This window comes from Morganella morganii (assembly GCF_041099235.1).
GTDB lineage: Bacteria > Pseudomonadota > Gammaproteobacteria > Enterobacterales > Enterobacteriaceae > Morganella > Morganella morganii_E.
Genome location: NZ_JBFZSO010000003.1, coordinates 105,798 through 132,560 on the forward strand (window position 1 = coordinate 105,798; position 26,763 = coordinate 132,560).

The 26,763-nt window shown below is 55.8% G+C and carries 26 protein-coding genes; 21 read left to right on the top strand and 5 right to left on the bottom strand.

The features are described from left to right. Positions 1 to 58: 58 nt before the first annotated feature. Positions 59 to 940, top strand: a complete 882-nt coding sequence (gene cysM, locus AB7038_RS06505; RefSeq protein ID WP_369452980.1) for a cysteine synthase CysM — start codon at positions 59 to 61, stop codon at positions 938 to 940. A 4-nt stretch (positions 941 to 944) separates the two neighbouring features. On the opposite strand, the gene AB7038_RS06510 is transcribed toward cysM, so the two are convergent. The 4 genes from AB7038_RS06510 to AB7038_RS06525 all read right to left on the bottom strand — a co-directional run bounded on the left by AB7038_RS06510 (position 945) and on the right by AB7038_RS06525 (position 3,095). Next, positions 945 to 1,397: an acetyltransferase gene (locus AB7038_RS06510; protein ID WP_368888591.1), complete on the bottom strand. Its 453-nt coding sequence runs from the start codon at positions 1,395 to 1,397 to the stop codon at positions 945 to 947. 70 nt (positions 1,398 to 1,467) lie between these two features. Then, positions 1,468 to 2,043 (bottom strand): class I SAM-dependent methyltransferase, encoded by a 576-nt coding sequence (locus AB7038_RS06515; RefSeq protein ID WP_072871736.1) that lies wholly within the window; start codon positions 2,041 to 2,043, stop codon positions 1,468 to 1,470. 400 nt (positions 2,044 to 2,443) lie between these two features. Then, positions 2,444 to 2,626, bottom strand: a complete 183-nt coding sequence (locus tag AB7038_RS06520) for a DUF2526 family protein (protein WP_004241466.1) — start codon at positions 2,624 to 2,626, stop codon at positions 2,444 to 2,446. 82 nt (positions 2,627 to 2,708) lie between these two features. Further along, positions 2,709 to 3,095 carry a YkgJ family cysteine cluster protein gene (locus tag AB7038_RS06525; protein ID WP_072871835.1) on the bottom strand — a complete coding sequence of 129 codons (387 nt, stop codon included), beginning with the start codon at positions 3,093 to 3,095 and terminating at the stop codon, positions 2,709 to 2,711. A 388-nt stretch (positions 3,096 to 3,483) separates the two neighbouring features. Here AB7038_RS06525 and AB7038_RS06530 point away from each other — a divergent pair, with 388 nt between their 5' ends. The 20 genes from AB7038_RS06530 (at position 3,484) to AB7038_RS06625 (ending at position 25,561) form a co-directional block, all read left to right on the top strand. Beyond that, complete coding sequence (locus AB7038_RS06530; RefSeq protein WP_369452981.1) at positions 3,484 to 4,656, top strand: ImpA family type VI secretion system protein; 1,173 nt, start codon at positions 3,484 to 3,486, stop codon at positions 4,654 to 4,656. Positions 4,657 to 4,682: 26 nt separating this feature from the next. Beyond that, entirely contained in the window at positions 4,683 to 5,201 is a 519-nt protein-coding gene (locus AB7038_RS06535; RefSeq protein WP_025152132.1) for an Hcp family type VI secretion system effector, read from the top strand. Positions 5,202 to 5,259: 58 nt separating this feature from the next. Continuing rightward, on the top strand, positions 5,260 to 5,763 hold the full coding sequence (gene tssB, locus AB7038_RS06540) for a type VI secretion system contractile sheath small subunit (protein ID WP_025152133.1): 504 nt from the start codon (positions 5,260 to 5,262) through the stop codon (positions 5,761 to 5,763). Further along, positions 5,763 to 7,244, top strand: coding sequence for a type VI secretion system contractile sheath large subunit (gene tssC, locus AB7038_RS06545; protein ID WP_368888589.1), 1,482 nt, complete (start codon positions 5,763 to 5,765; stop codon positions 7,242 to 7,244). Before tssB ends, tssC begins: the two co-directional genes overlap by 1 nt. A 6-nt stretch (positions 7,245 to 7,250) precedes the next feature. Then, positions 7,251 to 8,597, top strand: a complete 1,347-nt coding sequence (locus tag AB7038_RS06550) for a type VI secretion system contractile sheath domain-containing protein (RefSeq protein WP_369452982.1) — start codon at positions 7,251 to 7,253, stop codon at positions 8,595 to 8,597. Next, positions 8,594 to 8,998, top strand: coding sequence for a GPW/gp25 family protein (locus AB7038_RS06555; protein ID WP_369452983.1), 405 nt, complete (start codon positions 8,594 to 8,596; stop codon positions 8,996 to 8,998). The genes AB7038_RS06550 and AB7038_RS06555 overlap by 4 nt, the downstream gene beginning before the upstream one ends. Continuing rightward, positions 8,991 to 10,715 (top strand): type VI secretion system baseplate subunit TssF, encoded by a 1,725-nt coding sequence (locus AB7038_RS06560; protein WP_368888586.1) that lies wholly within the window; start codon positions 8,991 to 8,993, stop codon positions 10,713 to 10,715. Before AB7038_RS06555 ends, AB7038_RS06560 begins: the two co-directional genes overlap by 8 nt. Continuing rightward, positions 10,702 to 11,352, top strand: coding sequence for a type VI secretion system baseplate subunit TssG (locus AB7038_RS06565; RefSeq protein ID WP_368888585.1), 651 nt, complete (start codon positions 10,702 to 10,704; stop codon positions 11,350 to 11,352). The genes AB7038_RS06560 and AB7038_RS06565 overlap by 14 nt, the downstream gene beginning before the upstream one ends. Before the next feature lie 12 nt (positions 11,353 to 11,364). Beyond that, positions 11,365 to 13,617, top strand: coding sequence for an AAA family ATPase (locus AB7038_RS06570; RefSeq protein ID WP_369452984.1), 2,253 nt, complete (start codon positions 11,365 to 11,367; stop codon positions 13,615 to 13,617). 16 nt (positions 13,618 to 13,633) lie between these two features. Further along, entirely contained in the window at positions 13,634 to 14,503 is an 870-nt protein-coding gene (locus AB7038_RS06575) for an FHA domain-containing protein (RefSeq protein ID WP_369452985.1), read from the top strand. A gap of 14 nt (positions 14,504 to 14,517) precedes the next feature. Continuing rightward, positions 14,518 to 14,982, top strand: a complete 465-nt coding sequence (gene tssJ, locus AB7038_RS06580) for a type VI secretion system lipoprotein TssJ (protein ID WP_368888582.1) — start codon at positions 14,518 to 14,520, stop codon at positions 14,980 to 14,982. Then, complete coding sequence (gene tssK, locus AB7038_RS06585; protein ID WP_369452986.1) at positions 14,972 to 16,228, top strand: type VI secretion system baseplate subunit TssK; 1,257 nt, start codon at positions 14,972 to 14,974, stop codon at positions 16,226 to 16,228. The genes tssJ and tssK overlap by 11 nt, the downstream gene beginning before the upstream one ends. A 6-nt stretch (positions 16,229 to 16,234) precedes the next feature. Then, a complete protein-coding gene (icmH, locus tag AB7038_RS06590) occupies positions 16,235 to 16,900 on the top strand; it encodes a type IVB secretion system protein IcmH/DotU (RefSeq protein WP_368888580.1) in 666 nt (221 codons plus the stop codon). 16 nt (positions 16,901 to 16,916) lie between these two features. Then, positions 16,917 to 20,108, top strand: a complete 3,192-nt coding sequence (locus AB7038_RS06595) for an ImcF-related family protein (RefSeq protein WP_369452987.1) — start codon at positions 16,917 to 16,919, stop codon at positions 20,106 to 20,108. A 66-nt stretch (positions 20,109 to 20,174) separates the two neighbouring features. Beyond that, positions 20,175 to 22,061, top strand: coding sequence for a type VI secretion system Vgr family protein (locus AB7038_RS06600; RefSeq protein ID WP_368888578.1), 1,887 nt, complete (start codon positions 20,175 to 20,177; stop codon positions 22,059 to 22,061). Between the two features lie 9 nt (positions 22,062 to 22,070). Next, positions 22,071 to 22,625, top strand: a complete 555-nt coding sequence (locus tag AB7038_RS06605) for a DUF6931 family protein (RefSeq protein ID WP_368888577.1) — start codon at positions 22,071 to 22,073, stop codon at positions 22,623 to 22,625. After that, positions 22,622 to 22,915 carry a PAAR domain-containing protein gene (locus AB7038_RS06610; protein ID WP_072871751.1) on the top strand — a complete coding sequence of 98 codons (294 nt, stop codon included), beginning with the start codon at positions 22,622 to 22,624 and terminating at the stop codon, positions 22,913 to 22,915. Before AB7038_RS06605 ends, AB7038_RS06610 begins: the two co-directional genes overlap by 4 nt. Before the next feature lie 29 nt (positions 22,916 to 22,944). Further along, positions 22,945 to 23,871 carry a hypothetical protein gene (locus tag AB7038_RS06615; RefSeq protein ID WP_368888576.1) on the top strand — a complete coding sequence of 309 codons (927 nt, stop codon included), beginning with the start codon at positions 22,945 to 22,947 and terminating at the stop codon, positions 23,869 to 23,871. 90 nt (positions 23,872 to 23,961) lie between these two features. Beyond that, positions 23,962 to 24,849: an AraC family transcriptional regulator gene (locus tag AB7038_RS06620; protein WP_369452988.1), complete on the top strand. Its 888-nt coding sequence runs from the start codon at positions 23,962 to 23,964 to the stop codon at positions 24,847 to 24,849. A gap of 127 nt (positions 24,850 to 24,976) precedes the next feature. After that, positions 24,977 to 25,561 (top strand): NAD(P)H-dependent oxidoreductase, encoded by a 585-nt coding sequence (locus tag AB7038_RS06625; RefSeq protein WP_004236893.1) that lies wholly within the window; start codon positions 24,977 to 24,979, stop codon positions 25,559 to 25,561. Between the two features lie 4 nt (positions 25,562 to 25,565). Here the strand turns inward: AB7038_RS06625 and AB7038_RS06630 are convergent, their stop codons facing one another. After that, positions 25,566 to 26,213, bottom strand: coding sequence for a LysE family translocator (locus AB7038_RS06630; RefSeq protein ID WP_024473898.1), 648 nt, complete (start codon positions 26,211 to 26,213; stop codon positions 25,566 to 25,568). Positions 26,214 to 26,763: the final 550 nt, after the last annotated feature.

The window sequence follows — 26,763 nt, forward strand, 5'->3', positions numbered from 1 at the left end:
GCATACTGCCTTGCGGCGGCGGTATGGTTTCCGTTTATGGCTCAGGAGGCAGAACAACGTGGCATCTATCAGTAATGGGATCGGCAATACCCCGCTTTTCCGGCTTGCACGGCTGGGGGCGGGCAGTGGCGCAGAAATTTGGGTCAAACCGGAAGGTAATAACCCCGGCGGTTCGGTAAAAGATCGCGCGGCGAAAAGTATGATTGAAGGTGCCGAACAGCGCGGGGAGATCCGTCCCGGGGATACGCTGATTGAAGCCACCAGCGGCAACACCGGTATTGCGCTGGCGATGATCGCAGCGATTCGCGGTTATAAATTAAAATTGCTGATGCCGGAAAATATGAGTGCCGAACGTCAGGCCGCCATGAAAGCTTACGGCGCGGAACTGGTACTGGTCAGCCGGGCGCAGGGTATGGAAGGTGCGCGGGACCTGGCGCAGCAGATGGCAGAGGACGGGGAAGGTTATGTGCTTGACCAGTTTAATAATCCCGATAACCCGCTGGCCCATTACCGGACAACCGGCCCGGAAATCTGGCAGCAGACGGACGGGCGTATCACGCACTTTGTCTCAGCGATGGGCACCACCGGTACGATAACCGGAGTCGCGCGTTACCTGAAAGAGGTGGCACCGCAGATCAGTATCACCGGTCTGCAACCGGCGGAAAACAGCCAGATTCCGGGGATCCGCCGCTGGTCACCGGGCTATCTGCCGGGGATTTTTCAGCCGCAGCTGGTGGATGATATTCTGGATATCACACAGCAGGAAGCGGAAGACACCATGCGACAGCTGGCACAACAGGAAGGCATTTTCTGCGGGGTTAGTTCAGGCGGTGCAGTGGCCGGTGCGCTGAGAATCGCAAAAGCGAACCCGGGAGCGGTGATTGTCGCCGTAATCTGTGATCGCGGCGACCGTTATCTCTCGACCGGCGTTTTCGGCTGAGACATTATCCCGCTGTTTTGCCGGTGTATTTCATGTGCAGCAGCGGGAACGGATTTCCTTCCCCATCCAGTTCAGAACGGCCTGTCTGTGTAAAGCCCATATGGCGGTAAAAACCAGCGCCCTGCGGGTTCTGTTCATTCACATCCAGCTCATCGGCCTGTAACTGCTCAACCGCATAATTCAGCAGGAATTTGCCGGTGCCTTTGCCGCGGATTTCCGCATCCACGAACAGCATCTCAATCCGGTTCGCGTCTGTGCCGAGAAAACCGTGAATCTCACCGTTTTCATTCTGTGCCACCACCACATTCAGGTTCGGCAGATAGGTATTGAGCAGCAGCGGACGCAGTTTTTCAATATCAGGCTCACATAAAAAATCGTGTGTGGCGCGGACGGATGATTCCCAGATGGCGACCAGGCGCGGGAAATGCTCCGGTTTGGCGGGGGCGATAATTAACATAGGGGGATCCGTAAATCAGGGGTATTGAGAATGGCCGGTGTCCCGGTATTCCGGGACACGCTGCGGGTGATCAGTTATTGGTATAACGTTTCTTCGGGGTACAGATATACACCCAGGCCGGCGGAACGTTGAACAATACACGCTCTTTACGGAAATGGAAATAACGGCGCAGGTATTTCTCAAATTTGGTGGTGTACTGGAACAGAATAAACTGCCCGTCGCTGAGTTCAATATTGTCACGCACCGCTTTCAGAATACGCAGCCCGGTGCGGCGGTCAATTGACAGGAACGGCAGACCGGAGAAAATCACATTATACGGGCGGTTCAGTTTCTCTGCTGAGTCAGAAAAAATCCCCAGCCGGCCATCCTGAAATTTATTCAGCAGGCTGACAAAATAGGGATCAATTTCATAGGCATCCAGTTTAGCCAGCGGATCCATCTGATCCAGAATCTGGCGGGTAATCACCCCGGTACCGGCACCCAGCTCAGCAAAATGCTGCACACCGCTCCAGTCGACGTGACGGACCATAGCACGGCACAGCCAGCGTGATGAAGGGGTAATCGTTCCCATCGTGGCCGGCGATGCAATAAACTTTTTGATGTACGCGTAATAGCTCAGTAACGGTGAATAGTTTGATACTTCCATAATAAGCATTCCTTACATACCCGGATACAACGCACGTGTAAATAGTCACGTCAGTGAAACGTATTCAATATCATATGCCGATTATTCTCTTTCCTCTACAGATAAATAAGGAATTTTTCAGTCGGTGAAAAAATTAAAAAATTCATAAAACTGTCATATAAAACAATGGAATAGGGTGCTTTATTTCCGGTTTTTAATTAACAGGCAGATAAGATTGATTTGTTATAAATAATAATCAGATGAATGAATGAGATAGCTGACAGGAAAAGCATAGCGGATTAAAAGGCGGTTAGTACAGGAATGAACGCGACTTTTGCAAAAGCTGACATTAACGGAATAAACATGACACTCCGTACCGGTATATTATTCTTATAATAAGCCGGTACGGAATAAGAATTAACTAGTGATGTATTTTTCCGTGATCCATTATCGCCTGACGGAGGCGCTGCTGTAACTCATAACGCTGTTCATACGGCAGCGGGTTGCTGTCACCCAGGCTGACCATCAGCTCATTCATTTCAGTGATACTGTTACTCTCAATGGCTTTTTCCACGTCAGCAACACTCTGTGCATAATCGCTCATACGGCTGTCCTTATTCAGTCTGATAGTAATGCGGTTATCCTACCTGAACAGCCGTAAAAACGTTAGTGCAAAACGGCGGTGGTCAGGCAGCGTGATCATTATGGCGGGACGGCGGTTTGAGCGGCGGCAGGCCGTGTGCGGCTCTTGCCCGGTCACAGGCGGCATTGTGTACACCGCTGACCCACGACTGATCAAATTCGCGGCACGGGGACGGGCGTTGTGCGTAAGCGCTGCACGCCACACACTGACCGACTTCCCCCTGAAGATTGATACAGCGCGGGGATGGCTGGTCAGTGCCTTTCATACAGGCCATAAAATCATTCACTTTTTCAGTCATCTCTGCCGGCACCACGCCGCCCGTACTGTCCGTTTCCCCGTGATAAAACGAGACCCGGAAATAGGCGCAGCATGCCCCGCATTGCATGCAGGGATTGGTGTCCGCATCAGTAAACGCAATAACATTGCTCATGATAGTTAACCACATTATGCAAACGCGGTGATCATCTCACCGCTCATCAGGTTTTTGTCCTGAATAATCAAACAGGACGGATTATTATTTTTATTTTGCCGCTTAAATTCAATAAAAATACACAGCACGGGATCGCAAAATAATGAATAAAATTAAAATAATAAGTCGGACAATGAAAGATATCCGGTAGTATTTGCTGTAAATTCGGGTATATTTCTGTTTTTAAAAGATAAAGTAAACACCCCTCCGGTTGTCTCTCTCTGCACAATATGCTGCTGCGGTCCGGCGTAAAGCTAAAAAAATCAATGAGGCTGCTGACAGTGGCGATACTTTCAATGTGGTTTACTTACCGCATCGGAAAACAGCAGCGGAACGCAAAGGGAAAGGTATGCCATTGTCTCAGGATGAGCAGAAAACACTGTGGTTACCTGTCTGTGAAAGACAGCCGCAGGGGGAATATTTAAAGGCAGATGGTGCCCGTTACCGGCCGCTGCGTAATCTGTTCAATATTGCCCAGTCCTCGCTGCGCCGCCTGTTACAGCAGACGGATGAAGAAAGCAGAGCACAGCACCGGCAGCAGATGCTCGCCGATCAGACTGCGCTGGCGGATGCGCTGCTCCCTGTCCTGACAGGCACGGCACGTGATATCAGCCTTTCCGGCTGGTATCTCTGGTGTCAGATGTTACAGGATCCGTCATTGCGTGCCCTTGAGCAGTCGCTCGCCTGGTTCTCCGTTCAGATGACCGAACACTGGGAGCAACTGCCCCCGCAGCATGAAGCAGACCCGCAGGCGGAGCAGATAAAATTACAGGAACTGAATCTGATTCTGGGCTCCGGTACCGAAAATTGTTTGTTTTACAGTGCGGTATTGCTGTTGCCGGTGGCGGATGACATCCCGTATTACCACTATCTGCAATGTCAGCACCGGGGAATGCTGCCGGACAGCCCATCGCATTCTGCGCAATCACAGGCGGATGCCAGGCAGCGCATTGATGTGCTGACGCAGTGCCTGGCGCACTTACAGCCGCTGACGGCATTTTTTGCTGAACGGGGCGCGGGCAGCAAGGTATCACCCGTCTTTTTTACGGAATTACTGACCGGTTACCGCAATGCGGTGATGGCTGTCAGCGGGTTAGCTCTCTCTGCGCCGCCGGTTACGGCGGCAGAGCCGGAACATCCGCCGGAGAAAACGGCCTCTCCGGTTGCGCAACCCTCAGGACGACCGGATTTTCCGGCACTCAGCCAGCGTAATCACCACAACCGTGATACCGCATTGCGGCAGTTGCGCGAAATTTCACGCTATTTCAGGGACAGCGAACCACACAGCCCGATCTCTTACCTGCTGGAAAAAGCCATCCGCTGGGGACAAATGTCTCTGGCCGGGTTATGGCAGGAAATATTACTGGAAGACAACAGCACACTGCTGGACCGGATTTTTTCACTGACCGGTCTGAATGATATGCAGATGACAGAATTACCGGAGCCGGAAAGTAATACGGCATCCGCAGATGAAAACCCGACCTTACCGGCAGAGCGCGGCAATACCGCACTGCGCTGGTAATCATTACACACATAATAAGGATAGTTATGGCAAGTATTTATATGCGAATTGATGGCGTTGATATTAAAGGCGGCGCAACGGTTATCGGCCTGGACGGCGCGAACTGGTTTGCGGTGGATTCCTACAGCTGGGGCGGCTCCCGCAATGTGGCGATGGATATCGGTAACGGTAATAATGCCGACTCCGGTATGGTCGCAATTCAGCCGGTCAGTGTGGCAAAACAGATTGATGGCGCATCGGAAGATCTGCTTTCTTTCCTGTTTAATCCGGGTAAAGAAGGCAAAACGGTGGAAATCGCCTTCACCAAACCGGAAGCCGACGGCTCGGGCGCATCAGTATATTTTCAGATCAAACTCTCTCATGCCCGCCTGACCGGTTATAACGTCAGCGGTTATGACGGCGCACAGCCGCATGAAATGATCACCTTCTCTTATGTGGAAATTTCTCAGAAACATTCCTATGAACTGGAAGGCGGCGAGCTGAAAGAGGGTGGTATTGTCACCTACAACCTGCCGCAGGGCAAACTGCTGTCCGGCGCGAAATAATACCTAACGGGAAGCCTTCGGGCTTCCCGATTTTTTTGATAACCGCAGGAAAATTGTTATGGCAATGAATGCACAGCACAAGCGGGTGAATAAAAACCGCGTCAGTATTACGTATGATGTTGAAGTCAATGGTGAATCAGAAAACAGGGAGTTGCCGTTTGTCGTCGGGGTGGTCGGGGATTTTTCCGGACATAAACCGGCGGATAAAAAATGTGCGCCGGAAGACCGGGAATTTACCGGCATTGATAATGACAATTTTAATGATGTGATGGCGCAGATAAACCCGGAACTGACCTTTAACGTCACCAATACCCTCAGCGATGACGACAGTGAGTTTCCGGTGGAGCTCTCTTTCACATCGATGGCGGATTTTCATCCGGAAAACCTGGTGAACCAGATAGCACCGCTCAAATCCCTTGTTGAAACCCGTAACCAGCTGAAAACCCTGCTCAGTAAAGCCGACCGTTCCCGCGACCTCGAACAGTTGCTCAAAGAAATCCTGCAGAATACGGAGGCACTCAGTTCCCTGAATGCTGAACTGGCTGTGCCGGAGGCGGGCTGATGAGTGACACTTCGCAGCACCAGGCGGCGGCACCGCAGAGCACGGCGGAACTCAGTTTTCTCGATCGTGCGGTACAGGCCACTATGCAGACCCCGCCGGATACCACCCGTGATCTGATGACCGCACTGACCCGTCAGGCAATGGCGGGTACGGTGAGCTGGGATAAAAACCTGACGCTGACGTTGCGTAAGGCTATCACACTGATTGATAAACAAATTTCATCCCAATTATCTGAAGTTATGACCGCTCCGGATTTCCGGCGCCTGGAAGGAAGCTGGCTGGGGCTGCATAAACTGGTCAGGGAGAGTGACCCGGGCGCTGATCTGAAAATCCGCATGGCGGATTACACCAAAAGCGAGCTGCTGCAACAGTTTGAAAATGCCCCCGCGATTGACCGCAGCCCGTTTTTTAACTGTGTGTATCAGGCGGAGTTCGGTACCGCAGGCGGTCAGCCGTACGGCGTACTGCTCGGGGATTTTGAATTTGGTTACGGTGATGAAGACGTGGCGCTGCTGCGTTACATCGGCGAAGTGGCCAGTGCCTCTCATGCGCCGTTTGTGGCGGCGGCCGGGCAGTCGATGTTTGATTTTCAGTCGATAACACAGTTTGCTGACGGCAAACCGGTCGCCGCCGGGTTTGATGCCCCTGCATATGCGTCGTGGAATGCGTTCCGTGCTGCCGATGAGTCGCGCTATGTGGCGCTGACACTGCCGAAAACCCTGGCGCGCCAGCCTTACGGCACCGGCGGTAAAAGTATCAGCGGGTTTGAATTTGAGGAACTGCCGCAGCGGGCGGACGGCTCGGCACAGGTGTCGTCACAGGATCAGTTTGTCTGGAGCAATGCCGCGTATGCCTACGGGCTGCTGCTGACACAGGCATACCGCCGCTTCGGCTGGTGTACCGCAGTGCGCGGGGCGGAGAATGGCGGCAAAGTGGATAATCTGCCGAATTATATCTACCGCAATGATGCCCGTGATGCTGTTCAGCTGTGTCCGGCACAGGTCAACCTCACCGATGAGCGGGAAAAAGAGCTCAGTGACCTGGGCTTTCTGCCGCTGGTGCATTACAAAAATGCCGCTCATGGCGTGTTCATGGGCGCACAGACGGTGCATAAACCGAAAATCTATACCGATCCGGCAGCGACCGCCAATGCGGCAATTTCCGCCAGACTGCCCTATGTGATGGCGAGCAGCCGTATTGCACAGTATCTGAAGGTGATAGGGCGTGACCGTGTCGGATCAAACCTGTCGGCGGCAGACGTGGAAAAATCCCTCGACCGCTGGCTGCATCAGTATGTCAATCCCAATGCTATCGGCAATGAGGCCAAAGCGACTCACCCGCTGGCGGAAGCCAAAGTCACGGTGACGGATTTACCGGGCCGTCCCGGGATGTATGCGGCGGTGGCCTGGATCCGTCCGTGGCTGCAAATGGAAGCCCTCACTGCTTCGCTGCGGATGGTGGCGGATATTCCGGGCGGGTAATGCGGAATGTCACGGATAGCAGATGTTCAGACCGCGCTGCATCAGGCAGCGGCACAGCAGGATCACAGTCAGTTTTGTACGCTGATAAATCACTGTATTCACGGCATCGACCGGTTGTGCAGTACACAGCTGCAACAGGTGCTGCATCACCCGGACTTTTGTGCGCTGGAAGCCCGCTGGCGCAGTCTGCGTCATCTCACAGCCCGGGTTTCATCATCCCGGCGGGTGATCATCCGCCTGCTGGATCTCTCCTGGCCGTCACTGGCCCGTGAGCTGAATACCGCGTTTGATATCCGCCATACTCTGTTGTACCGCCTGCTGTATCAGCGTGAGCTGAACACGGCGGGGGGATTGCCGTTCGGGCTGCTGCTGGTGGATCACCAGATGGTATTCACCGGCGGCGGTGAGTATGACGAACTCTACACCGCCACCCGGCTGGCGGAACTGGGTGAGGTATCGTTATGTCCGGTGATCACAGGGACCGACCCGCATTTTACCGGGGATGACCTGCACTGGTTTTCGGCAGATCAAAACAGAATTGCCCGGATTTTGAACAGCCCGGATTACTGTCTGTGGAAAAAGTTACGTTGTCACGAACAGGCGCGCTTTTTATACCTTGCACTGCCGCGTTTTCTGCTGCGTTATCCGCATAAAACACCACGCTGCGGTTTTGTTTATCAGCCGGACGATTACCGCGGCGGGGAGTTATGGGGTAATGCCGCCTGGCTGGTGGTGATAAATGTTATCCGCGAGTTTGAGCGGATCAGCTGGTTCGGCTTTCTGCGCAGTTATAACAGCAGCGGCACACAGGGAGCGATTGTGGCTGCACTGACAGGCGGGGACAGCCTTACGCCGCCGGAGATTATCACGGAAACCAATCTGGCCTGTGAGCAGGATAATTTCTGGGCAGAGCAGGGGCTGACGGCCTGCACCTCGCTGTATCTCAGCGGGCAGTCCGGTTTTTTCAGTTATTACAGCGTCTGGCAGCCGCCGGAGCCGCGCTGGCGGCAACTGACTATGCTGCCGGTGAATCTGATGGCGTGCCGGTTTGCTCATGCTATCCGGACACAAATCCGCGACAAAATCGGTAATTTTGATTCTCTGTCAGCCTGTCAGCGCAGCATTGAAAAGTGGCTGAAACGCTATGTAAGTGATGTGGATTATGGCGAGGATACCATTATGGCCGACTATCCGCTGCGCCGCGCGGCGGTGGTGATGAGTGCGGACCCGGCGGATCCGGCCCGCTATCAGTGCCGTATCTGCCTGCAGCCGCAGTATCAGTACGATATCAGCGAGGCAAATGTGGATCTCACACTCTGGTTTTCGCGGCCGCAGGGTGAGGTGTTGTCATGAGCCTGCTGGAAAGATTGTGCCACGAAGCGGATGAATTGCCATATCAGCCCTGTACAGAGCGTGCGGTGACGGCACATCTGTACCGGATCATCAACGCCCGTGCGCCGGTCTGGGCAGGCGGCAGAAAAAGCGGCGGTATCGCCGGGTTCGGCCAGAGCCATCTGCTGCGGGCACAGGGGAAATTTCATCTCACGGCGATCACTCAGGAAATTGAAAGTCTGATCCGCTGTTATGAACCGCGGTTACAGAGGGTGAGTGTCACTATCGTGCCGCACTCATACCGCCAGCATCAGATTCACTTTGAAATAGCGGCGCTGTGCGGCGCTCACGAAGTGTGCCTGCCGGTCTGCCTGGATTTCAATGCCGGACAACTGATAAACCCGGAGGCTGCCGGTGCATGACAATACACTGCACTATTTTGAGCAACAGCGGCAGTTGTTGCTGGACGGGCTGGAAGCCTTCCGCCGCCGGCATCCGCATCAGGCGCAGTTGCTGGGGATCAGCGGGCAGACGATAACCGATCCGCAGTTGCGGGCACTGCTCGACGGCGTGGCCTATCTGACCGGGCTGACCGCTCAGCAACTGTCACTGACCGCGCCGCAACTGACGGAAACCCTGGTCCGCACGGTGTTTCCTGATTATCTGCGTCCGGTACCGGCGCTGCTGCCGGTGGTATTTACACCGCAGGCGGCGGCACAAACGCAGATCCTGGCGGCGGAGACACCGTTCACCACACACACGGCTGCCGGGGAAACCATTCACTGGCGCACACAGCACCCGCTGACACTGATGCCGCTGGCGATCACGACACAGCAATTTATCCCGCAGGCGGCAGGCTATACGGAGCAGGAAGCGTCCCGTACCGCTGCCTGTTTCCTGCAACTGACATTTTCGGTGACCGTGCCGGGAGTTTCCCTGTCAGAGCTGAATCTGACATCACTGACACTGCATTTTACCGGCGACGGGGATCTTCCCTGGCTGATGGATGATGCGGTACACCGGCAGTGTGCCGCCATCCGGCTGAACGCCGGGGAAACGGAGATTTTTCTGCCGCCGGACGCGTGTCAGCGGCTGCCGCTGACGTATCGTCCTGATGCGGAGGATGATGCACATATGCTGCTGTATGACGCACTGTGGTATCCGGAACAGGCGGCCGGTGCAGTGATCTCACTTGCGGATCCGCTGAGGCACTGTAACGGACAAATCTTCACACTGACATTTTTCTTCCGCGACATGCCGCCGCAACCGGCACGTTTCGCCCGTCAGGACAGCATTGTTCTGTTCCGCACAGTGCTGACAAACTGTTTCGCCCATCAGAGTGAACCGCTGCGGGTATCGCCGGACAGCAATCCGCACCCGGTATGCGCGGATACCCAATATGATGTGCTTCTGCACTCCGCTGAGATGGTGACAGATATCACTGCACTGCCTGCACAGCCGGTGCCGCAGTTGTATCACCAGCTGATCACGCAGCATTCCGCCTGCTGCTGGCAGCCGGTGTGCGGTACAGAGGGAGAGGTGACACATCTTAACTGTCTGCTGTCCGGCGAAGCGGCGGAACCGGAACATGTCCGGCTCTGGGTGGTACACGGGCGCGGTATTCAGGGGGAGCGGGCGGTGGCCGCTGCCGGAGAAACCGTGATACCACAGCAGGCTGATCCGCTGATGTATCACACCGTTGCCGCTCAGCGGGCAATGCGGCTGCCGCTGCCGGTACAGCCGGATCCGTGCGCGCTCTTTCTGCGGCTCCGGCAGGCCCGGTTATCTGATCTTACGGATTCTCCGGAAGCGCTGAAGGCACTGTTGTCGCTGTATGACCGGCAGAACTCGCCGGTGATTTCCGGGCTGATTGCTGCTGTTGAAGCGATCACATCCTCCCCCGGTGTAACTGTCCGTTTTTATCATCACCTGCCGCTGACTATTCCGGGGCGGCACATCACTGTCACACTGGCACAGCATACCCCGGTGGCAGGAACCGCTTTTTTTGCCGCGCTGCTGGAGGCAGTTTTCACGGTGCTGAGTGATGATCATGAATTTATTCAGTTCATACTGCGCTGCCGTAATGACAGCGGAGCGCTGTATCACGGTCCGCTGAGAATAGCCGATGAACCGTTCTGACCGGCCCGGGCTGCTCGGTACCGGCGGAGTGCTGCCGCGCTATATCACCGGAACGGTGGCGGAATATGCACAGGCTCATCAGCAGACCGCTCCGCAGGACTTTTTTCTGGTTTTTGATACTGTCTGCCGCCGGCTGGCTGACAGGCAGCACGCCGGACAATCCGCAGCTGCCGGTTTACCGCTGACAAAGCTGATGCAGACACTGCTGCCGGAACCGGCACTCTGTTATCCGGCGGCGGCACAGCTATGGGGCGGAAATACCCGGCTGCGGGTACTGAGCAGGGCGGCCTCCGCCTTTTTTGCCTGCCGCACGGAATTTCAGTATGCCCCGCCGGTCCGTATGCCGTATCACCCGCCCGCCGGAACCGGCAACCGCCTCGGCGGCGGTGCCGTACTCGGTACACACTGCTATCTGCGGGCAGCGCATCTGCGTGTGCTGGTGTTTGCTGATCCGCTGCAACCCCGTGCTCCCTGGCAGCCCGGCGGGGAATATCATCATTACCTCGGGCAGTTTATCCGCACTTTTTTCCGCCGTCCGCTGACGTTTACTGTCATTTTCCGGACGGATGACACCCGCATGATGCCCGTGCAACTTGCCGCCATGACATCACGGCTGGGACAAAATACCCGCCTCTGACAAGGAATGACTATGCTGACCATCGATTTACATCAACTTATCTGCCGCTTAACACCGCCGTTGATGACGGCGCTGGAGGAGGCGGCACAGGAATGCGTCCGCCGCCGTCACCGCGCGGTTTCACCACTGCACTGGCTGCTGGTGATAGCAGGCTGCCGCGAACTGGCCTGGTGTGCGGCACCGGCGGACAACAGTGCGCTGCAATACAGCCTGAATGATGCACTGGCGCTGCTGCCGCAGGCGGCGGATGTATCTCCGGTGTTTGCGCCGGAACTGACAGAACTGCTGAAACAGCTCTGGCTGCATGTCTCGCTGAATCAGGGCGGACAGCACATCAGTGAAATCCATATTTTACAGCTGCTGCGCCAGACGGCATGCAGCGGTATTCCGCCTGCGGTGACGGCATGGGCGCAATCGCTGGATCCGCAATGGCTGGCACAGCAGATAACTGCACTGCCGCAGGCATCCGCACCGGCAACGGGCAGTACCGGTGGTGAGACGCTGCTTTCTGCGTATGCCCGTGACCTGACTGCCCTGGCGCGGGCGGGAAAACTGGATCCGGTGATTGGCCGTGATAGTGAAATCCGTCAGATCCTCGATATCTTCTGCCGCCGCCAGAACAGCCCGATTATGGTCGGCGAGGCCGGGGTAGGGAAAACTGCAATTGCCGAAGGGCTGGCTCAGGCGATTTGTGACGGCAATGTGCCGGAACGTCTGCGCGGCTGTGAGGTGTGGGAACTGGATCTGACCGCATTGCAGGCGGGGGCGGCTATGAAAGGCGAATTTGAACAGCGCCTGAAAAACCTGCTGGCGGAGATCCGTTCCGGCAGCGCTGAAAAAATCATCTTTATTGATGAGGCGCACACCCTGATCGGTGCAGGCGGCACGGCAGGACAGGGGGATGCCGCCAATATTCTCAAACCGGCGCTGGCAAGAGGGGAATTCAGAGCTCTGGCCGCCACCACCTGGTCTGAATACAAGCAATTTATCGAGCCGGATCCCGCGCTGACCCGGCGTTTCCAGCCGGTCAAAATTGCGCCGCCGGATGAGGGCACCACCCTGACTATTCTCAGTGCCCTGAAACCGGTACTGGAGCAGCATCACGGCCTGCCGGTGACGGAGGCGGCCTGTGAGGCGGCGGTACGGCTCTCGGTCCGCTATCTGCCGGAACGGCAACTGCCCGATAAAGCCATCAGCCTGCTGGATACCGCCTGTGCCGGGTTATCGGTTTCGCAGTCGGTTACCCCGGACAGTGCGGCAGAGGCTGTGGATGACAACCATATTGCAGCGGTGATTGCGTTGTGGACCGGCATTCCGGCCGGGCATCTGGCGGCGGATGATATTTCCCGCCTCAGCAGCCTGGAAGCGAAAGTTGCGGAGCGGGTGATCGGCCAGACCGCGCCGGTGGCGGCACTGGCTCAGGCTATCCGTATCGCCCGCAGCGGACTGAATAACCCGCAGCGGCCACAGGGTGTTTTCCTGATGTGCGGCCCGGGCGGTACCGGAAAAACCGAAACCGCACTGGCGCTGTGTGAGGCACTCTGCGGTGACGAGCGACGGATGGTGACGCTCAATATGACCGAATTTAAAGAGCCGCATAAAGTGTCCATGCTGCTGGGTGCCCCGGCGGGCTATACCGGTTACGGCAAAGGCGGGGTGCTGACCGAAGCGGTGCGCCGCAACCCGTACACTATTTTACTGCTCGATGAGATGGAAAAAGCCCATCCGGCCATTCATGACGTGTTTTATCAGATTTTCGACAAAGGCCGCATTACAGACAGCGAAGGGCGGGAGGTCGATTTTCGTCACACGGTCATCATTATGACCAGCAATGCGGCAGAGGATGAGATTGTGGCGCACTGCTGTGATGAACGCCCCGGGGTGACAGAACTGGTGCCGCTGATTTTTCCGGCGCTGTTACGTCATTTCCGGCCATCGTTTCTCGGACGCACCACCATTATTCCGTACTACCCGCTCAGTGATACGGAAAGGGCGGCGATTGCCCGGCTGGCGCTGGACAAAGTGGGTAAACGCATTCATGAAACCCATCAGTGTGAGTTCAGTTATTCAGATGAATTAATTTCTTATCTGTTATCACTGCCTTATTCAGCAGAAACCGGCGCAAGAGCCATTGAGCAGGGAGTAACGGGTAAACTTCTGCCGCAGATTGCCGAAGCCTGTATTGAAAAACGCAGACAGCAGACTGCCATTACCCGGGTTTTATTATCAGTCACGGATAATAAACCCGTTGTTTCTATTGATTAACACCAGGAACACCGTTATGTCATTGACGATTCGGATAGTCAGCGCACCGGAGCACAGTAACACACTGCCGCAATACTGCTTTGACGGCAGAGACGGCACCATCGGGCGGGATGCACAGTCTGATATAGTGCTGGATGACCCGCATTCCCGCATTGAGGATACGCACGCCACATTCCGCTGCACGACCGCCGGTTATATCCTGACGGACACCAGTCGTGACGGGGTTTTTGTCAACAACCGGCAGGAGACACTCGGGCACGGCACCGACTATCTGCTGCAGGACGGCGATATGCTCGGCATCGGGGCGTTCCGGCTGCTGGTGTCCTGCTTTTCCCCGCTGAGCCGTGCGCCGCAGCCGCTGAATACCGCTGATGAAGAAACAGCACTGCGCAGTTTGTTTACACCGGCGGATGATAACACCTGTTTTGATGATGACCCGTTTCTCGGTACCGCGCCGGTGAAAAAAACGGCACCGCATGATATCCGCTACCATTTTTCGGCGGTGGCCCGGCCTTACGGAAGTCCGGCTTATGAGCCGGCTCCGGAACCGGAGGCTGTACCGGTGATCATGGCACCGCCTCCGGCTGTTTTACCACCGGAACCCCCGCTGCCGCCGGTACTGACCGGTGACAAACTGGCATTGCTGCAGTCGCTGCTGCCGGAAATCAGTCAGGCACTGAGTGTGGCGGCGGAAAAAATCATCTGCGATATCTCCCCGCAGCATTTGGAAACTTTGCACCGCGACCAGAAAATTGCCGGAAAAATTGATTACTGGCAGACCTACAAACGGTTTTTCAGTCAGCAGATTGCGGATGACCATCTGAAAAGTAAACTGACGGATTATTTCCGCAGTGAATTTTACACCCAAATTATTCAGTCATCATGAAACACCGTATTCCTTTGTTTATATTTATTTTTCTGTTTCTCGGCCCGGTATCCTGTCAGTTCGGGACATTGCCGGAAACCGGGATATTACGGGTGCTGATCCGGGCAGAAGAAAACAGCAACCCGAATGCCGACAACCAGCCCGCGCCGGTTGTGCTGCGGATCTACCAGCTCAGCAGTGACGAAATTTTTCAGCGCGAGCGTTTTATGCCGCTGTGGCAGCAGGATCAGGCGCTGCTCAAAGAACAGCTTCTGGCCCGCAAGGTGACGGAGCCGGTCTATCCCGGAAGCCGCGAAACACTGCTGTTGCAACTGCAGCCCGGTACCACACATATCGGTGTGCTGGCTGGTTTCTCTGCGGCGGCGCAGGCGAAAAATAAGCAGGTGATTGCGGTGTTACCGCTGCCGCTGATGCAGGTGTCACTGTTCCTGGACGGTCAGACGTTATTACTCTCGGCGGGGGCAGACGATGAATCATGAAACCGCCGGTGTCTGGTGGCAGGAAGGATTATTTCTCCAGCCGGAGCATTTTATCCGCGAGAGCCGCCTGCACAGCGATTGTCTGCGGGATGTGACACAGCAGCTGAGCGGCGGAATGGCCGGATTTTCCCGGCTGGTGACGGATGAATCTCTGACCGGAGCCGGAAAGCTGACCCTGTTACAGGCACACGGTGTGATGCCGGACGGCACACCGTTTGTCACGGATGTTCCGCTGAGTCTCAGTCTGGACGGATTGTCCGGCGATATGACCTTTTTGCTGACACTGCCGCTGAGCAGTGCACCGGATCGCTTTACCGCAAAACCGCTCAGCGTGAGTGAAAACCGGGTGGGGCAGACCCGTGAACCGGTGACGATCAGTGCCGCGTATCTGAATCTGCAACTGAAATGCCTGTCACAGTGCCGTGGCGATGAAACCGGGCTGGCGGTCGCCCGTCTGCACTGCCGGGACGGTGCGGGATACCCGCTGCCGGAGCCGGAATTCTGTGCGCCGTTCCTGTTTGTGCAGGACAACCCGTGGCTGACCCGCCGCGCGGAGGATGTGCGGCTGTTGCTGGCACAGCGGTTACAGCGGCTGTACAGCACGCCGGACGGTGAGGCGGCCTGTCTTCATTTACAGCCGCTGCTGACACAGCTGCAAAGCCTGGCGGCGGGGGATCGCATCACCAGCCGGGATTTTTACCGCTTCTGTCTGCATCTGCAATCCGTACTGTGTGCGCTGTCTGCCACTCCGCCGCCGGAACCGCCGCCGTGGCGTAATGAGGATCACGCCGGGTTGTTTTCCCCCTGTATTCAGTCACTGAAACAGCTTCTTGCCCCGCTGACCCGGCAGCATGTGCAGCCGCTGAACTGGGACACCCGGCTGCTGGCTTCCCGGCGTTTACTGCGGCTGGCTTTGCCGGAATCCGCCTTTGCGGAGCAGAGCCGTCTGATCCTGGAATACCGTGATGACAGCGGCAGGCCACCGGATGCGGCACGTACAGCGCGTCTGCTGAAGCTGGCCGGAAATAATCAGATAGCGGCCTGTGTCAATAACGGGCTGACCGGCATTCCGCTGCTGTCACTGAACAGTGCCCCGGACGGGATCACACCACATCCCGGGACGATTTATTTTGAGCCGGATACCCGCAGCCCGCTGTGGACAGCGGATGACCCGGTTCTGGCGCTGCATATTGACGGCCAGCTGCCGCATGCCCGGCTGAATGCCGTTCTGATCACACTGAGGTAATCAATCATGGAAACAGATTCCGGACACAATGTACTGATCAGCGCCGGGCAGCCGTTACTTCAGGCGCTGATTATGCTGGCACAGGGGGGGACACCGCCGGATCTCGCCCTGTTCCGTCAGCAGATGTTACAGGGCGTGAGCCGGTTTTACCGGATTTGCACCGCCCGTCAGCTCCATCCTTCTCTGACCGGAAAGAGTGCGTTTGTCTGGTGTGCCGCCCTTGATGAGGCGGTACTGAGCACATCGTGGGGGGCGGAATCGGTCTGGCAGGAACACACTCTGACCGGCGCGGTGTTTCAGAACCGGCGCGGCGGGGAAGCCTTTTTCCGCTATCTGCACCTCGCGCTGCATAACCCCGTCCCGCTGCGGGATTTCCTCGAATTACAGTTTTATCTGTTATCACTCGGCTTCCGCGGGGAGTACCGCACCCGGCCGGAGGCGCTGGCAGCCTGTTATACCCGGCTGCGTCATATTCTGATGAACAGCAGACCGGCAGTGCTGTCTGCACCACAAAACCGTTGCGCGGACCGGAATCGTCCGGCGAAACGGATCCCGCTGTCACTGATTTTTTCCGGTTCACTGTTGCTGTATGCAGCATGCCGGATGGCGGCAGATCTCAGTTATCAGCAGCTATTACAGCAACTGAGTGACGCGCTGACGGCCCTGTTCTGAACAACGGAGATTGGTGATGAAAATCAGAACCGCAATGCTGTACGCACTGGTGATCCTGCTGCTTGCCGGACTGACTGCAACCGCCTGGTATTACTGGCTGACTCAGGGCGGCAGTGTGCTGTTACCGGTGTTTGTTTCTCTGCTGAGCCTGAGTCTGGCGGTTTACGGGCTGCTCAAAACCGCGTGGCAGACAGAGCCGGATGTGCAGCAGTTACAGCGGCAGCAGCAGTGCCGTGAACTGCGCCATTATCTGAAACAGACCTGCCGCCGTCTGCGGCGCAGCGGTGGTGCGTCCCGGTGGGATCCCGGCCGGATCAGTACTTACTGGCTGTTGTGTGAGGATCTGCCGCAGGCACAGGCCTGTATGCGTCAGCACGGATTTACCCCGGTGGCACAGGAGCAGGAGCCGCTCTGCTATCAGGCGGGTAAGACGGTGATCCGTATCAGCACACCGGCGTGGCTCACCGGTGACGGCGGGCCGGAGAGTGCCCGGCAGCTGGTACGCCTGAATCCGTCTCAGCCGCTGAACGGGTTTATTTTACTGTCTCCGGCTCCCGCATTTGCCGAACTCAGTGATGAACAGGCAATACAGGCCGGTCAGCAGCATCATGCGGCCTGTATCGGGTTTTCTGTTCTGCTCGGGTGCCGTCCGCCGTTGCATCTGATGCTTCCGGGGCTCGGCAGTGTACCTTCACTGCGCCGCTGGTTTGCGGATCCGCAGCGGGCACAGTTTTGTCACAGCACGGATTTCAGCCGCGAGCGGAAGGTCTTGCCGGATGCCCCGTTTGCACAGTTTACCGCTGATTTAATGCTGTCATTACAGCAGGAACAATTCACTGCGCTGACAGCAGAACAGATTGCGCATAATGCGGCGGTGTTGTCATTTCCCGCTCAACTGGCGGTGCATCTTCATCAGCGGACGCGCTATGTGGCGGCATTACAGCACCAGCGCACAGCAGGCACGCATCTGGTGCTGTCATCGGCATTATTGTGTGCGGCGGAATGTGCGCATCAGCATATTGCCACGCCGTTGTTTGAACGGGTCATTCATGGCCGTGATGACGTTATTTGTCAGGCACGGGAACGGCGCAGGCTGGTCGGCTATTGCCTGGCCGTGATTTTATGTCTGGCGGGTACCGCTGCCGCCGGGGTTTTACAATGGCGCAGTTTTCAGGTGCAGAGAGATTCACTGAACGGGCAGATGGATTATCTGTCGCGGGTTGCGGCAGCTCCGGCCGGAGAGCGGGTTCACCGCCTGCATCTTTTACAGCCGGTAATTGCGGAAATCCGCCGTGAATACCACAGCCGCTGGTTTTCATCCTCTTTGCCGCCGCTGTACCGGGATTATCAGCAGCAGATCCGCAAGGCACTCTTCCCGCAGCTGGCAAAACAGCGGGAACAGCGTCTGCAGAGGGCGGTGGCAGAATCATCCCCGCAGTTGTTACAGGCCATTGACGATTACCGGCAGCTGTTTGCGGATGAACACCGGGGGGAAGACATTGGTGATGCAGACAGCGGCGATGACATTATTTCCCTGCTGGATGATTACCCCGTACAGCCGCTGACAGCAGAGGAGCGCCGGTTATACCATGCCGGGGTGGTGGCACAGGCGCGGCAGAAAGTAGCCGTGTCAGATCCTGCTCAGCATCTCTATCCGGTGCTGCGGGAGCAGTTTCTCCGTCAGCATGCAGCGGTGCCGCTGGCAACGCTGTTTCCGGCTGATATCACTCCGCTGCTTCAGCCGGACAGCCGATTTTTATCGGTTCCGTACACTATGACCAAAGCAGGCTACAGCGCCTGGCAGGCACAGTGGGACAATCCGGATTTTCAGACGCAGTTTTCTGTCCTCATGCAGCACTGGCCGGACAATGCACAACCGGCACCGGAGAGTGTCATTGTGCAAATCAACCGGCAGTACGATGAGGAATACATCCGCTACTGGCAGCAGTTTTTGTCATCGCTGACACCGCATCGTGCCGGTACACCGGAAGCACTGATCGCCGCACTGCAGCTGACAGAGCAGCCGTTCAGTGATCCGCTGATGGCGCTGGTGCGGGGGATCAACAGCAATACCACCTTTTCGGCGGCGAAAGCGGAAACGGGGCCGGATCTGAAATCCGGACAGCAGACTGCCTCTCTGCTCGGGCTGAGTAAAATCAGCAGCAAACTGAAAAAAGCCGGGCGGCTGCACTCCGCCTTCAGCAAATATAAAAAAGCGGATGAACCGGCAGGAATACATATTAACCGTGCTTTTTCCGCCTGGCACGCCTTACTGACAGCGGAAGGAACACCGTCACCGGCACTGGCTGCATGGCAGCAGTCAGTGGTATCACTCCGGCAGCACTGGCAGCAGGGAATGGCATCCGCTGACCCGCAGGAATGGAGTTATCAGCAGTTCATGCAAGGCGGAGAACCGCCGGAGACCGGGCCGGGAAATATTCCGCCGCTTCCGGAGACCCTGCTGCGGCAGTGGCGGCAGACCGCAGCACAATTGCAGGCCGTTCTGGCGGCGCGTTATCTCGACAGACAGTGGCAGACGACGGTGTACCCGTTCTGGCGGGATCGTATCGCCCCTTATTATCCGTTCAGCCACAATGCACAGGGCGTGAAACCGGATGATCTCCATGCTTTTCTGGCTCCCGGCGGTGTTATGGATGCCTTTATGCAGTCACTGCCGCCGGAGCATCACAGAGACCCGTTGTATGCGGCACTGAATCAGCCGGAAACACAGACAGAACAACTGAGACAGCTGTTTTATGCGGATGACCGTACGGCACTGAATATGCGGATTTCACTGCGTCCGGTGGCACTGACGCCGCAACTGTCGGGGATCAGGCTGGCACAGGGCAATGATGCGCTGATTTATCAGCACGGCCCGGCGGTCTGGCGGGATTTTTACTGGCCGCCTGCCACGGATGCAGAGCCGCTGACGGCGGACTATTTCCGTCACGGCAAACCGGTTTACTCCGCCTCTTATCCGGGGGAGTGGGGATTGCTGCGCTGGCTGCTGACGGCGCAGTCTCAGGGACGTGCCGCCTCACCGGAGAGTGTTATCACGGAAAACGGTTATATGTTCCGCTTCCGCAGCCGGATCAACGGCAGACCGGTATCGTCACCGGCGGCGCTGTTTGCGGATTACCGTCTGCCGCCGTCACTGCTCAGCCGGGGAAATCCCGCTGAAAATCCACAAAATCCCGCTGTTCGGTGAAGGCAGAGAACTGTGGCGCTGTGGCACACTGTGTGCTCTGTCAGGCTGAATAATGAGTATGATGTTATGGAAAACTATGCCGATCAGCCCCGTCCGCTTACCGTGACACTGGATAACAGCGCACCGTATGTGGCGACCCGTCTGAATGCAAAGGAGTCGTTATCAGACGGCACATGGCTGGAAGTGCACTTTATCAGCCCGTCACCGCCGGATCAGGCGCTGCCGGGCAAAATGGTGGTGGTGACCTGTCATGAGCGGACCTTTGCCGGGCTGGCACAACAGATTGAATGTGACGGTTTTCATCCGGATAAACAGCTCTATTTTTACCGCATCACAGCGGTGGATCCGCTGACGTTTCTCCGTCACGGGCGGCAGCGGCGCTTATTTCAGAATCAGAACAGCAGGGGGCAGATCAGTACACTGCTCAGTCTGCATCAGCTGGCGGCGTTTATCCGTTTTTCCCTCAGCGGCGAAGGTGAAACCCGTCCCTGTATGTGCCAGATGGATGAAAGCGACAGCGCCATGATCCGCCGTATAATGGCAGGACAGGGCTGGTTCTGCCTGCGCAATCCGGACAACATCACCCGGTGGACAATCACGGACGGGTTACAGCATACCCCGTCCGCCGGAGAGATCTCCGCCCGCCTTATCACACCGTTCCGTGCCTGCCGCCGGGTCAGCAGCGGGGTATTCTCCGCAGAAAGCTGGTCACAGGAACAGCATCACAGCCGTACAGAGCAGCATACGCTCTCCTGCAGCGGTACCTCACAACAGACGTACTATTATGACGGACAATCTGCTACCGCGCGGTTTGCCTGTGAGGCTGAGACGGCTGCCGCGCAATACTATGAGGCAGGGTCGGCGGTGATGGCGCTGTGTGCCGGTATGCGCTTCCGGCTGAATGATCATCCGGCGGCGGAATATAACGGCGAATATTATATCAGTGAGATTACACACGCCATTGACTGCAGTGAAAGCAGCGGCAGCCCCGGATACAGCAACACGTTCCGTTGTCATCAGACCCGTACACCCTTTCGTCTGCCGCCGGTTTCTGCTCCCCGTTATGACGGCATTCAGGCGGCGACCGTCGTTGCCCGTGACGGAGACGAAACCTGTTATGACGCTCAGGGACGGGTGAAAGTCCGTTTCCACTGGGAAGAGGATAATCAGGACAGCGGGTTATCTCAGGCCTGGCTGCCGGTGCTTTCACACAGTGCGGGTGGCGGGGCGGGGATTCAGTTCCTGCCGCGTGCCGGGGATGCGGTGGTGGTACAGTTTCTCAACGGCGACCCGGATAAGCCGGTGGTGACCGGTGCACTCTGGCATCAGAATCACGCCCGGCCTTTCACCGACCCGCTGACCGGCGGTATATACAGCCGCTCATCCCCGGCGGGTGCAAAGGGGGACGGCAATCAGCTGCGCTTCGAGGATAAACGGGATGAGGAGTGTCTGGCGCTGGCGGCACAGAAGGATCTGACCCTCAGTGCCAACAATGACTGGACAACCCTGATTAAAGGCAACATCCGCTGTGAAACGGAGAAAAATCTGACCATCAGCAGTAAAGAAAACACGCAGCATCTGAGTGATAAACAGTGGCAGCTGAAAGCAGCGGAAGGGATCGCCCAGAACAGCGGAAAGAACCTGACATTACAGGCAGACAGTACGCTCTCCGCAGATGCGAAAACGATCACCTTATCCGCATCACAGACACTGACACTGACGGCGGGCGGCAGCAAAATTGAGCTGTCTGCTTCCGGCATCACGTTACAGGCACCGCAAATTACCCTGAAAGGGAACGGCAAAATCGGCCTGGAAAGTGCGGTACTGGCGATGTCCGCGCAGGCAAAAGCACAACTGAGCGGTGCACTGGTGGAAATCAGCGGCTCGGCAATGACGGAAGTCAAAGCCGGGGCGATGGTGCAAATCAGCGGTGCGCTGACAAAAATTAACTGAGGAACGGCGATGCTGAACAAAATGCCTTACAGCAGCGCAATGCTGGTGATGAAAAATTATACCCCTTCCGGAGAAGCCACGGCGCTGGCGGCACAATATCCGGCACCGGCAGATTTTCTGATCGCCGCGCAGCAGCAGGCGCATTACGGGGATGCCGTGATTTTCCTGGCGCACGGTCTGCCGCTGAAGGAGGCGCTCTGGTGGGGATATCACTGTGCACAGCAACTGACAGAATGGAGTGAGCAGGAGCAGAGTGTGCTGGAAAGCGTCAGGGACTGGATAACCCGCTGCGGTGAACCTGAGCGTCGTGCCTGTGGTGATGCGGCAAAGCAGCAGGGGTTATCCTCGGCGGCCGGATGGCTGGCACAGGCCGTGTTCTGGAGCACCGGCAGCATGCTGGATGCCGGACAGCCCCCGTTACCGGCACCGCCGTTTTTATATGCGCAGGCACTGAGCGGCGCAATAAATCTGATGGCAGTGATGCCGGATGGCGCACATATCGCGGAAAACTACCGGACTTTTCTGGCACACGGGCTGGCCGTGGCCCGGGGGGATAAACAATGAAACCGGCGGCCAGAAGCGGCGATATGCATCTGTGCCCGGCCCAGACACCACCTGTACCGGTGCCGCATGTCGGCGGCCCGGTACTGCCTGCCCCGGCAACAGTACTGATTGGCGGTTTACCGGCGGCCACGCTGGGACAGATGTGTCTGTGTATTGGTGTGCCGGACAGCATCATCACCGGCAGTATGACGGTGCTTATCAACAACAAACCCGCCGCCCGGCTGGGCGACAGCACGGCACACGGCGGCACGGTTATCACCGGTCTGCCGTCAGTGCTGATCGGCGGATAATCTGATTTCAACAATAAAAAGGGAATTTTATGGCAATATCAGCAGCAGATGTCAAAACCGGTCTCGGATACGTAAATACTATCGCCGGAAGCGGGGCGCTGAACGGCGGACTGGTCATTCTGGATGAAAAAATCATGGCCGCAGAGCGCACCAAAATTGCGCAGTCGGTAAAGAAAATGTATTCGACCTATATTTCTCAGGCGCTGAGCATCCGGACGCATACCGCGGTGATGGTCGGTACGGACAGCACACAGCGCACACACCTCGACAGAGAGGTTATCGGCGGCAAAAATCTTCTGGCGGAAACGGCGGATTATTATGAAAAAGGCCGGGAGCATCTCTCTTACCGCTTTATGCGCAAAGCAGCGGATATCGGGCGCGTGCAGCTGAAACGGAACCTGGCCTCCGGGCTGACCGCACCGCTGGCGTTTATTCCGGACGGCGGGATCAGCAAGATGGTCGCATCCTGTGCACTGTCAGTGATGGAGCAGGGGAAAGCGGTACGCCGTATGCGCAAGATCAGACATTATATTCATGATAAAAAAGATGTCGCTGCAGAAATCGGTGAGACTGAGGCACAGCGCAAATCTGCCAAATGGAGCTGTAAAACCCTCAGTAAGCTCGGCGGTGATTTACAGCGCAATCTGTATAAGCTGAAACAGTCCGTGGTGGTGTTACAGAGCCGGGGACAAAGCACACAGCAGCGGATCGATATGGTGAATGCTCATAGCCACAATCATCTCGGCAGCCATGATTTATCCATGATCCGGGGAGAGCTGACGGATCTGGCAATGAGTTTTCATGAAAGCCTGCATTATGTCGAAAAAGTCACCAATATGTGCACCCTGCTGGATGCGGCGAGTTGTGAAATTAAAGCGCATATGGCGAATATGCTGGAATTGCTGGAAGCAACAGAATCCACCCTGATGTCGCAGGGGGATAATTTCTTCCGCTGAGTCTGATAACCGGCACTGCAGTGTAAAACACAGACGGTGCCGGTCTTTTCCGTTATGCTGCAGACCTGTCAATCGGTTGCTGAGAATATAATGGAAACGGAAAATCGCCTGTACTGCCTGAAACAGTTGTTACAGACTCACACCGCAGAACGCAGCGGCGGGTGGGATACAGCCGTTCCCGGTCTCGCATTATGCCGGTGGACTTCCCCGTCACAGGCACAAACCTGGACTTATGAGCCCGGTATCGCGCTTGCGGTTCAGGGCGCAAAACGGATCACACTCGGGGATAATACATACTGTTACCGTCCCGGGGATGTGCTGCTGACATCCGTGGATATTCCCGCAATTGCGCAGGTCTGTGAGGCATCAGAACAGGCACCGTTTCTGGCACTGCTGGTCAGTCTTAATCTCAGCGACCTGCCGGCACTGATGCAGGAAAGCGGCTTTCAGCTGCTGACATCAGAACCTGCCATGCCGCAGGCGGTATGCCCGGTCACAGAAGCGCTGCTCAGTGCGGTCTGCCGCCTGGTGGCGCTGCTGGACAAACCGGATGATATCCCGGTCATGGCACCTCTTATCCATAAAGAAATTCTTTATTACCTGCTGAAAAGCGGTCAGGGGGCACGGCTTCAGCTGATGGCCGCACATAATAAACAGTGCCGCCAGATAAGCGGCGTACTGAACTACCTGAAAGCGCATTTTGATCAGCCGGTATCGGTGGAGACGCTCTGCCGCCATGCTCAGATGAGCGGATCCTCATTTCACCGCCATTTCCGCCGGGTTACCCGTATGAGTCCGCTGCAATATCAGAAATGGCTGCGGCTGAATGAAGCCCGCCGTCTGCTGCTGGTGGAATCTGCGGATGCCTCGGAAGCGGCGTTCCGGGTCGGGTATGAAAGTGCCTCTCAGTTTAACCGTGAATACCGGCGGTTATTCGGCTTACCCCCCGGACAGGATAAAAAGCGGGTTCTTCTCTGACCTGTGTGTGATTTCCGTGCAAAATGACAGGATCAGGCAAACATCAGAGCGGACAGGCTAACGTATTTGCGGGACAGGCCGGTTAGGATAACGGGATTGACGACATCATTCCTGAGTGAGTAACACAATGAAAAACATCTTTATTATTAACGGTTCAAAAGAATTCGGCGGCTCTGACGGCAAACTGAACGACCACATGACGGATATCGCCCGCCGCCATCTGACAGAAAAAGGCATGAATGTCCGCGTTACCCGTATTGATGACGGTTATGACGATGAACAGGAAGTACTGAATTACCTGTGGGCGGATGTCATTATTTATCAGATGCCGGCCTGGTGGATGGAAGGGCCGTGGATTGTGAAAAAATATATTGATGAGGTATTTACGCAGTCTGACGACCGTTTTCATATTAATGACGGGCGCAGCCGCCGTGACAGCAGCAAAAAATATGGCTCCGGCGGTGTGCTGACCGGTAAAAAATACATGTTATCTGTAACCTGGAACGCTCCGCAGGAAGCCTTTGAGGATGAAAAACAGTTCTTTGAGGGGCGGGGTATCGACAGTGTGTATTTCCCGCTCCACAAAACCAACCAGTTTACCGGGATGACATCACTGCCGACATTTTCCTGTTTTGACGTGGTTAAAAACCCGCATATTGATGCGGATATCTGCCGCTATCTGGCTCACCTGGATGTGAATATCGCAGGCTGAATCCTCAGCGGGCCACTGATGCCAGACGCAGGCCGAGAGCGATAAAGGTGGTACCGACAAGGCGGTCAATCCAGTAATGCGCTTTCGGGCTGCCGGAGATCCGGGCAGCCAGTGTCCCGGCAATCAGTGCCAGGGTGGTATCAGTGCAGAACCCGAGCAGGGCATAGGTTGCGCCGAGCAGCAGGAAAGATTCCGCATAATAACTGCCGCCTGCCGCAATAAACTGCGGGAAAAAGGCAATAAAAAACAGCAGCACTTTCGGATTGGTCAGCGTGGTGATAAATCCCCGGATCAGAATCGATTTTGCGGCTGCCTTCTGAATCACCACTTCTTCATTATCATCAGCTGTCTGCCCGCGCTTTCTGAGTGTGCCGAGGATCATTTTGGCACCGAGAAACGCGAGATAGAGTGCACCGAGATACTTAATCACGGTAAACAGTGTCGGGGAAGCGGCAATAATCGCCCCCAGCCCGACAGCCCCGGCAATCGCATGCACACTGCTGCCGAGCATCACCCCCAGTGCGGACAAAATACCGGCTTTGCGGCCGTTGGCCAGGCTCTGTCCCAGAACATAGGCAATATCCGGCCCCGGCGTTACTGCAAAGATAAAAACGGACAGTAAAAACAGCGGGTAATGGATAATATCCAGCATGTGACAGCCCTCCTGAGTCAGAAAAAACGTTATATTATGGCGGATATAATGCCATTAAGTATGATCCGCTGGCAAATGACATTTTTGCCGGTTATTTATACGCGTATATTGATTTGATGAATTATATAAACTTGTTCAATATTTATAATGAATTACTCACTTTATAATTTATCAATGTAAAAAACAGGCGGAAAAAGAGTACGCATCAAAAGAGTGTTTCCGGATGGCAGATAGTGTAACAAAACGTAAAAGCACAGCTTTACATCCGGCAAAGTGTATTATACTCAGCTGCACCAATGGTACCGTTTCATCAATTAATTAGCTGAATTAAAAGATGATATTTTACTTTTGGCCTTATTTTTATTGTGGGTATCGCCGGATATCTGCGAACTTATTTTTCATTGTAAATGATAATAATCTGATACTTATCACTGTATGCGCGGTTTCTGCGGATAAATAATAATAACAGCCTGATACTGTTAGCTTACGACAATAACGGCAGTGATTAATCGGAATTTCTTATCAACGGGTAACCGGAAGCCGCCGGTTA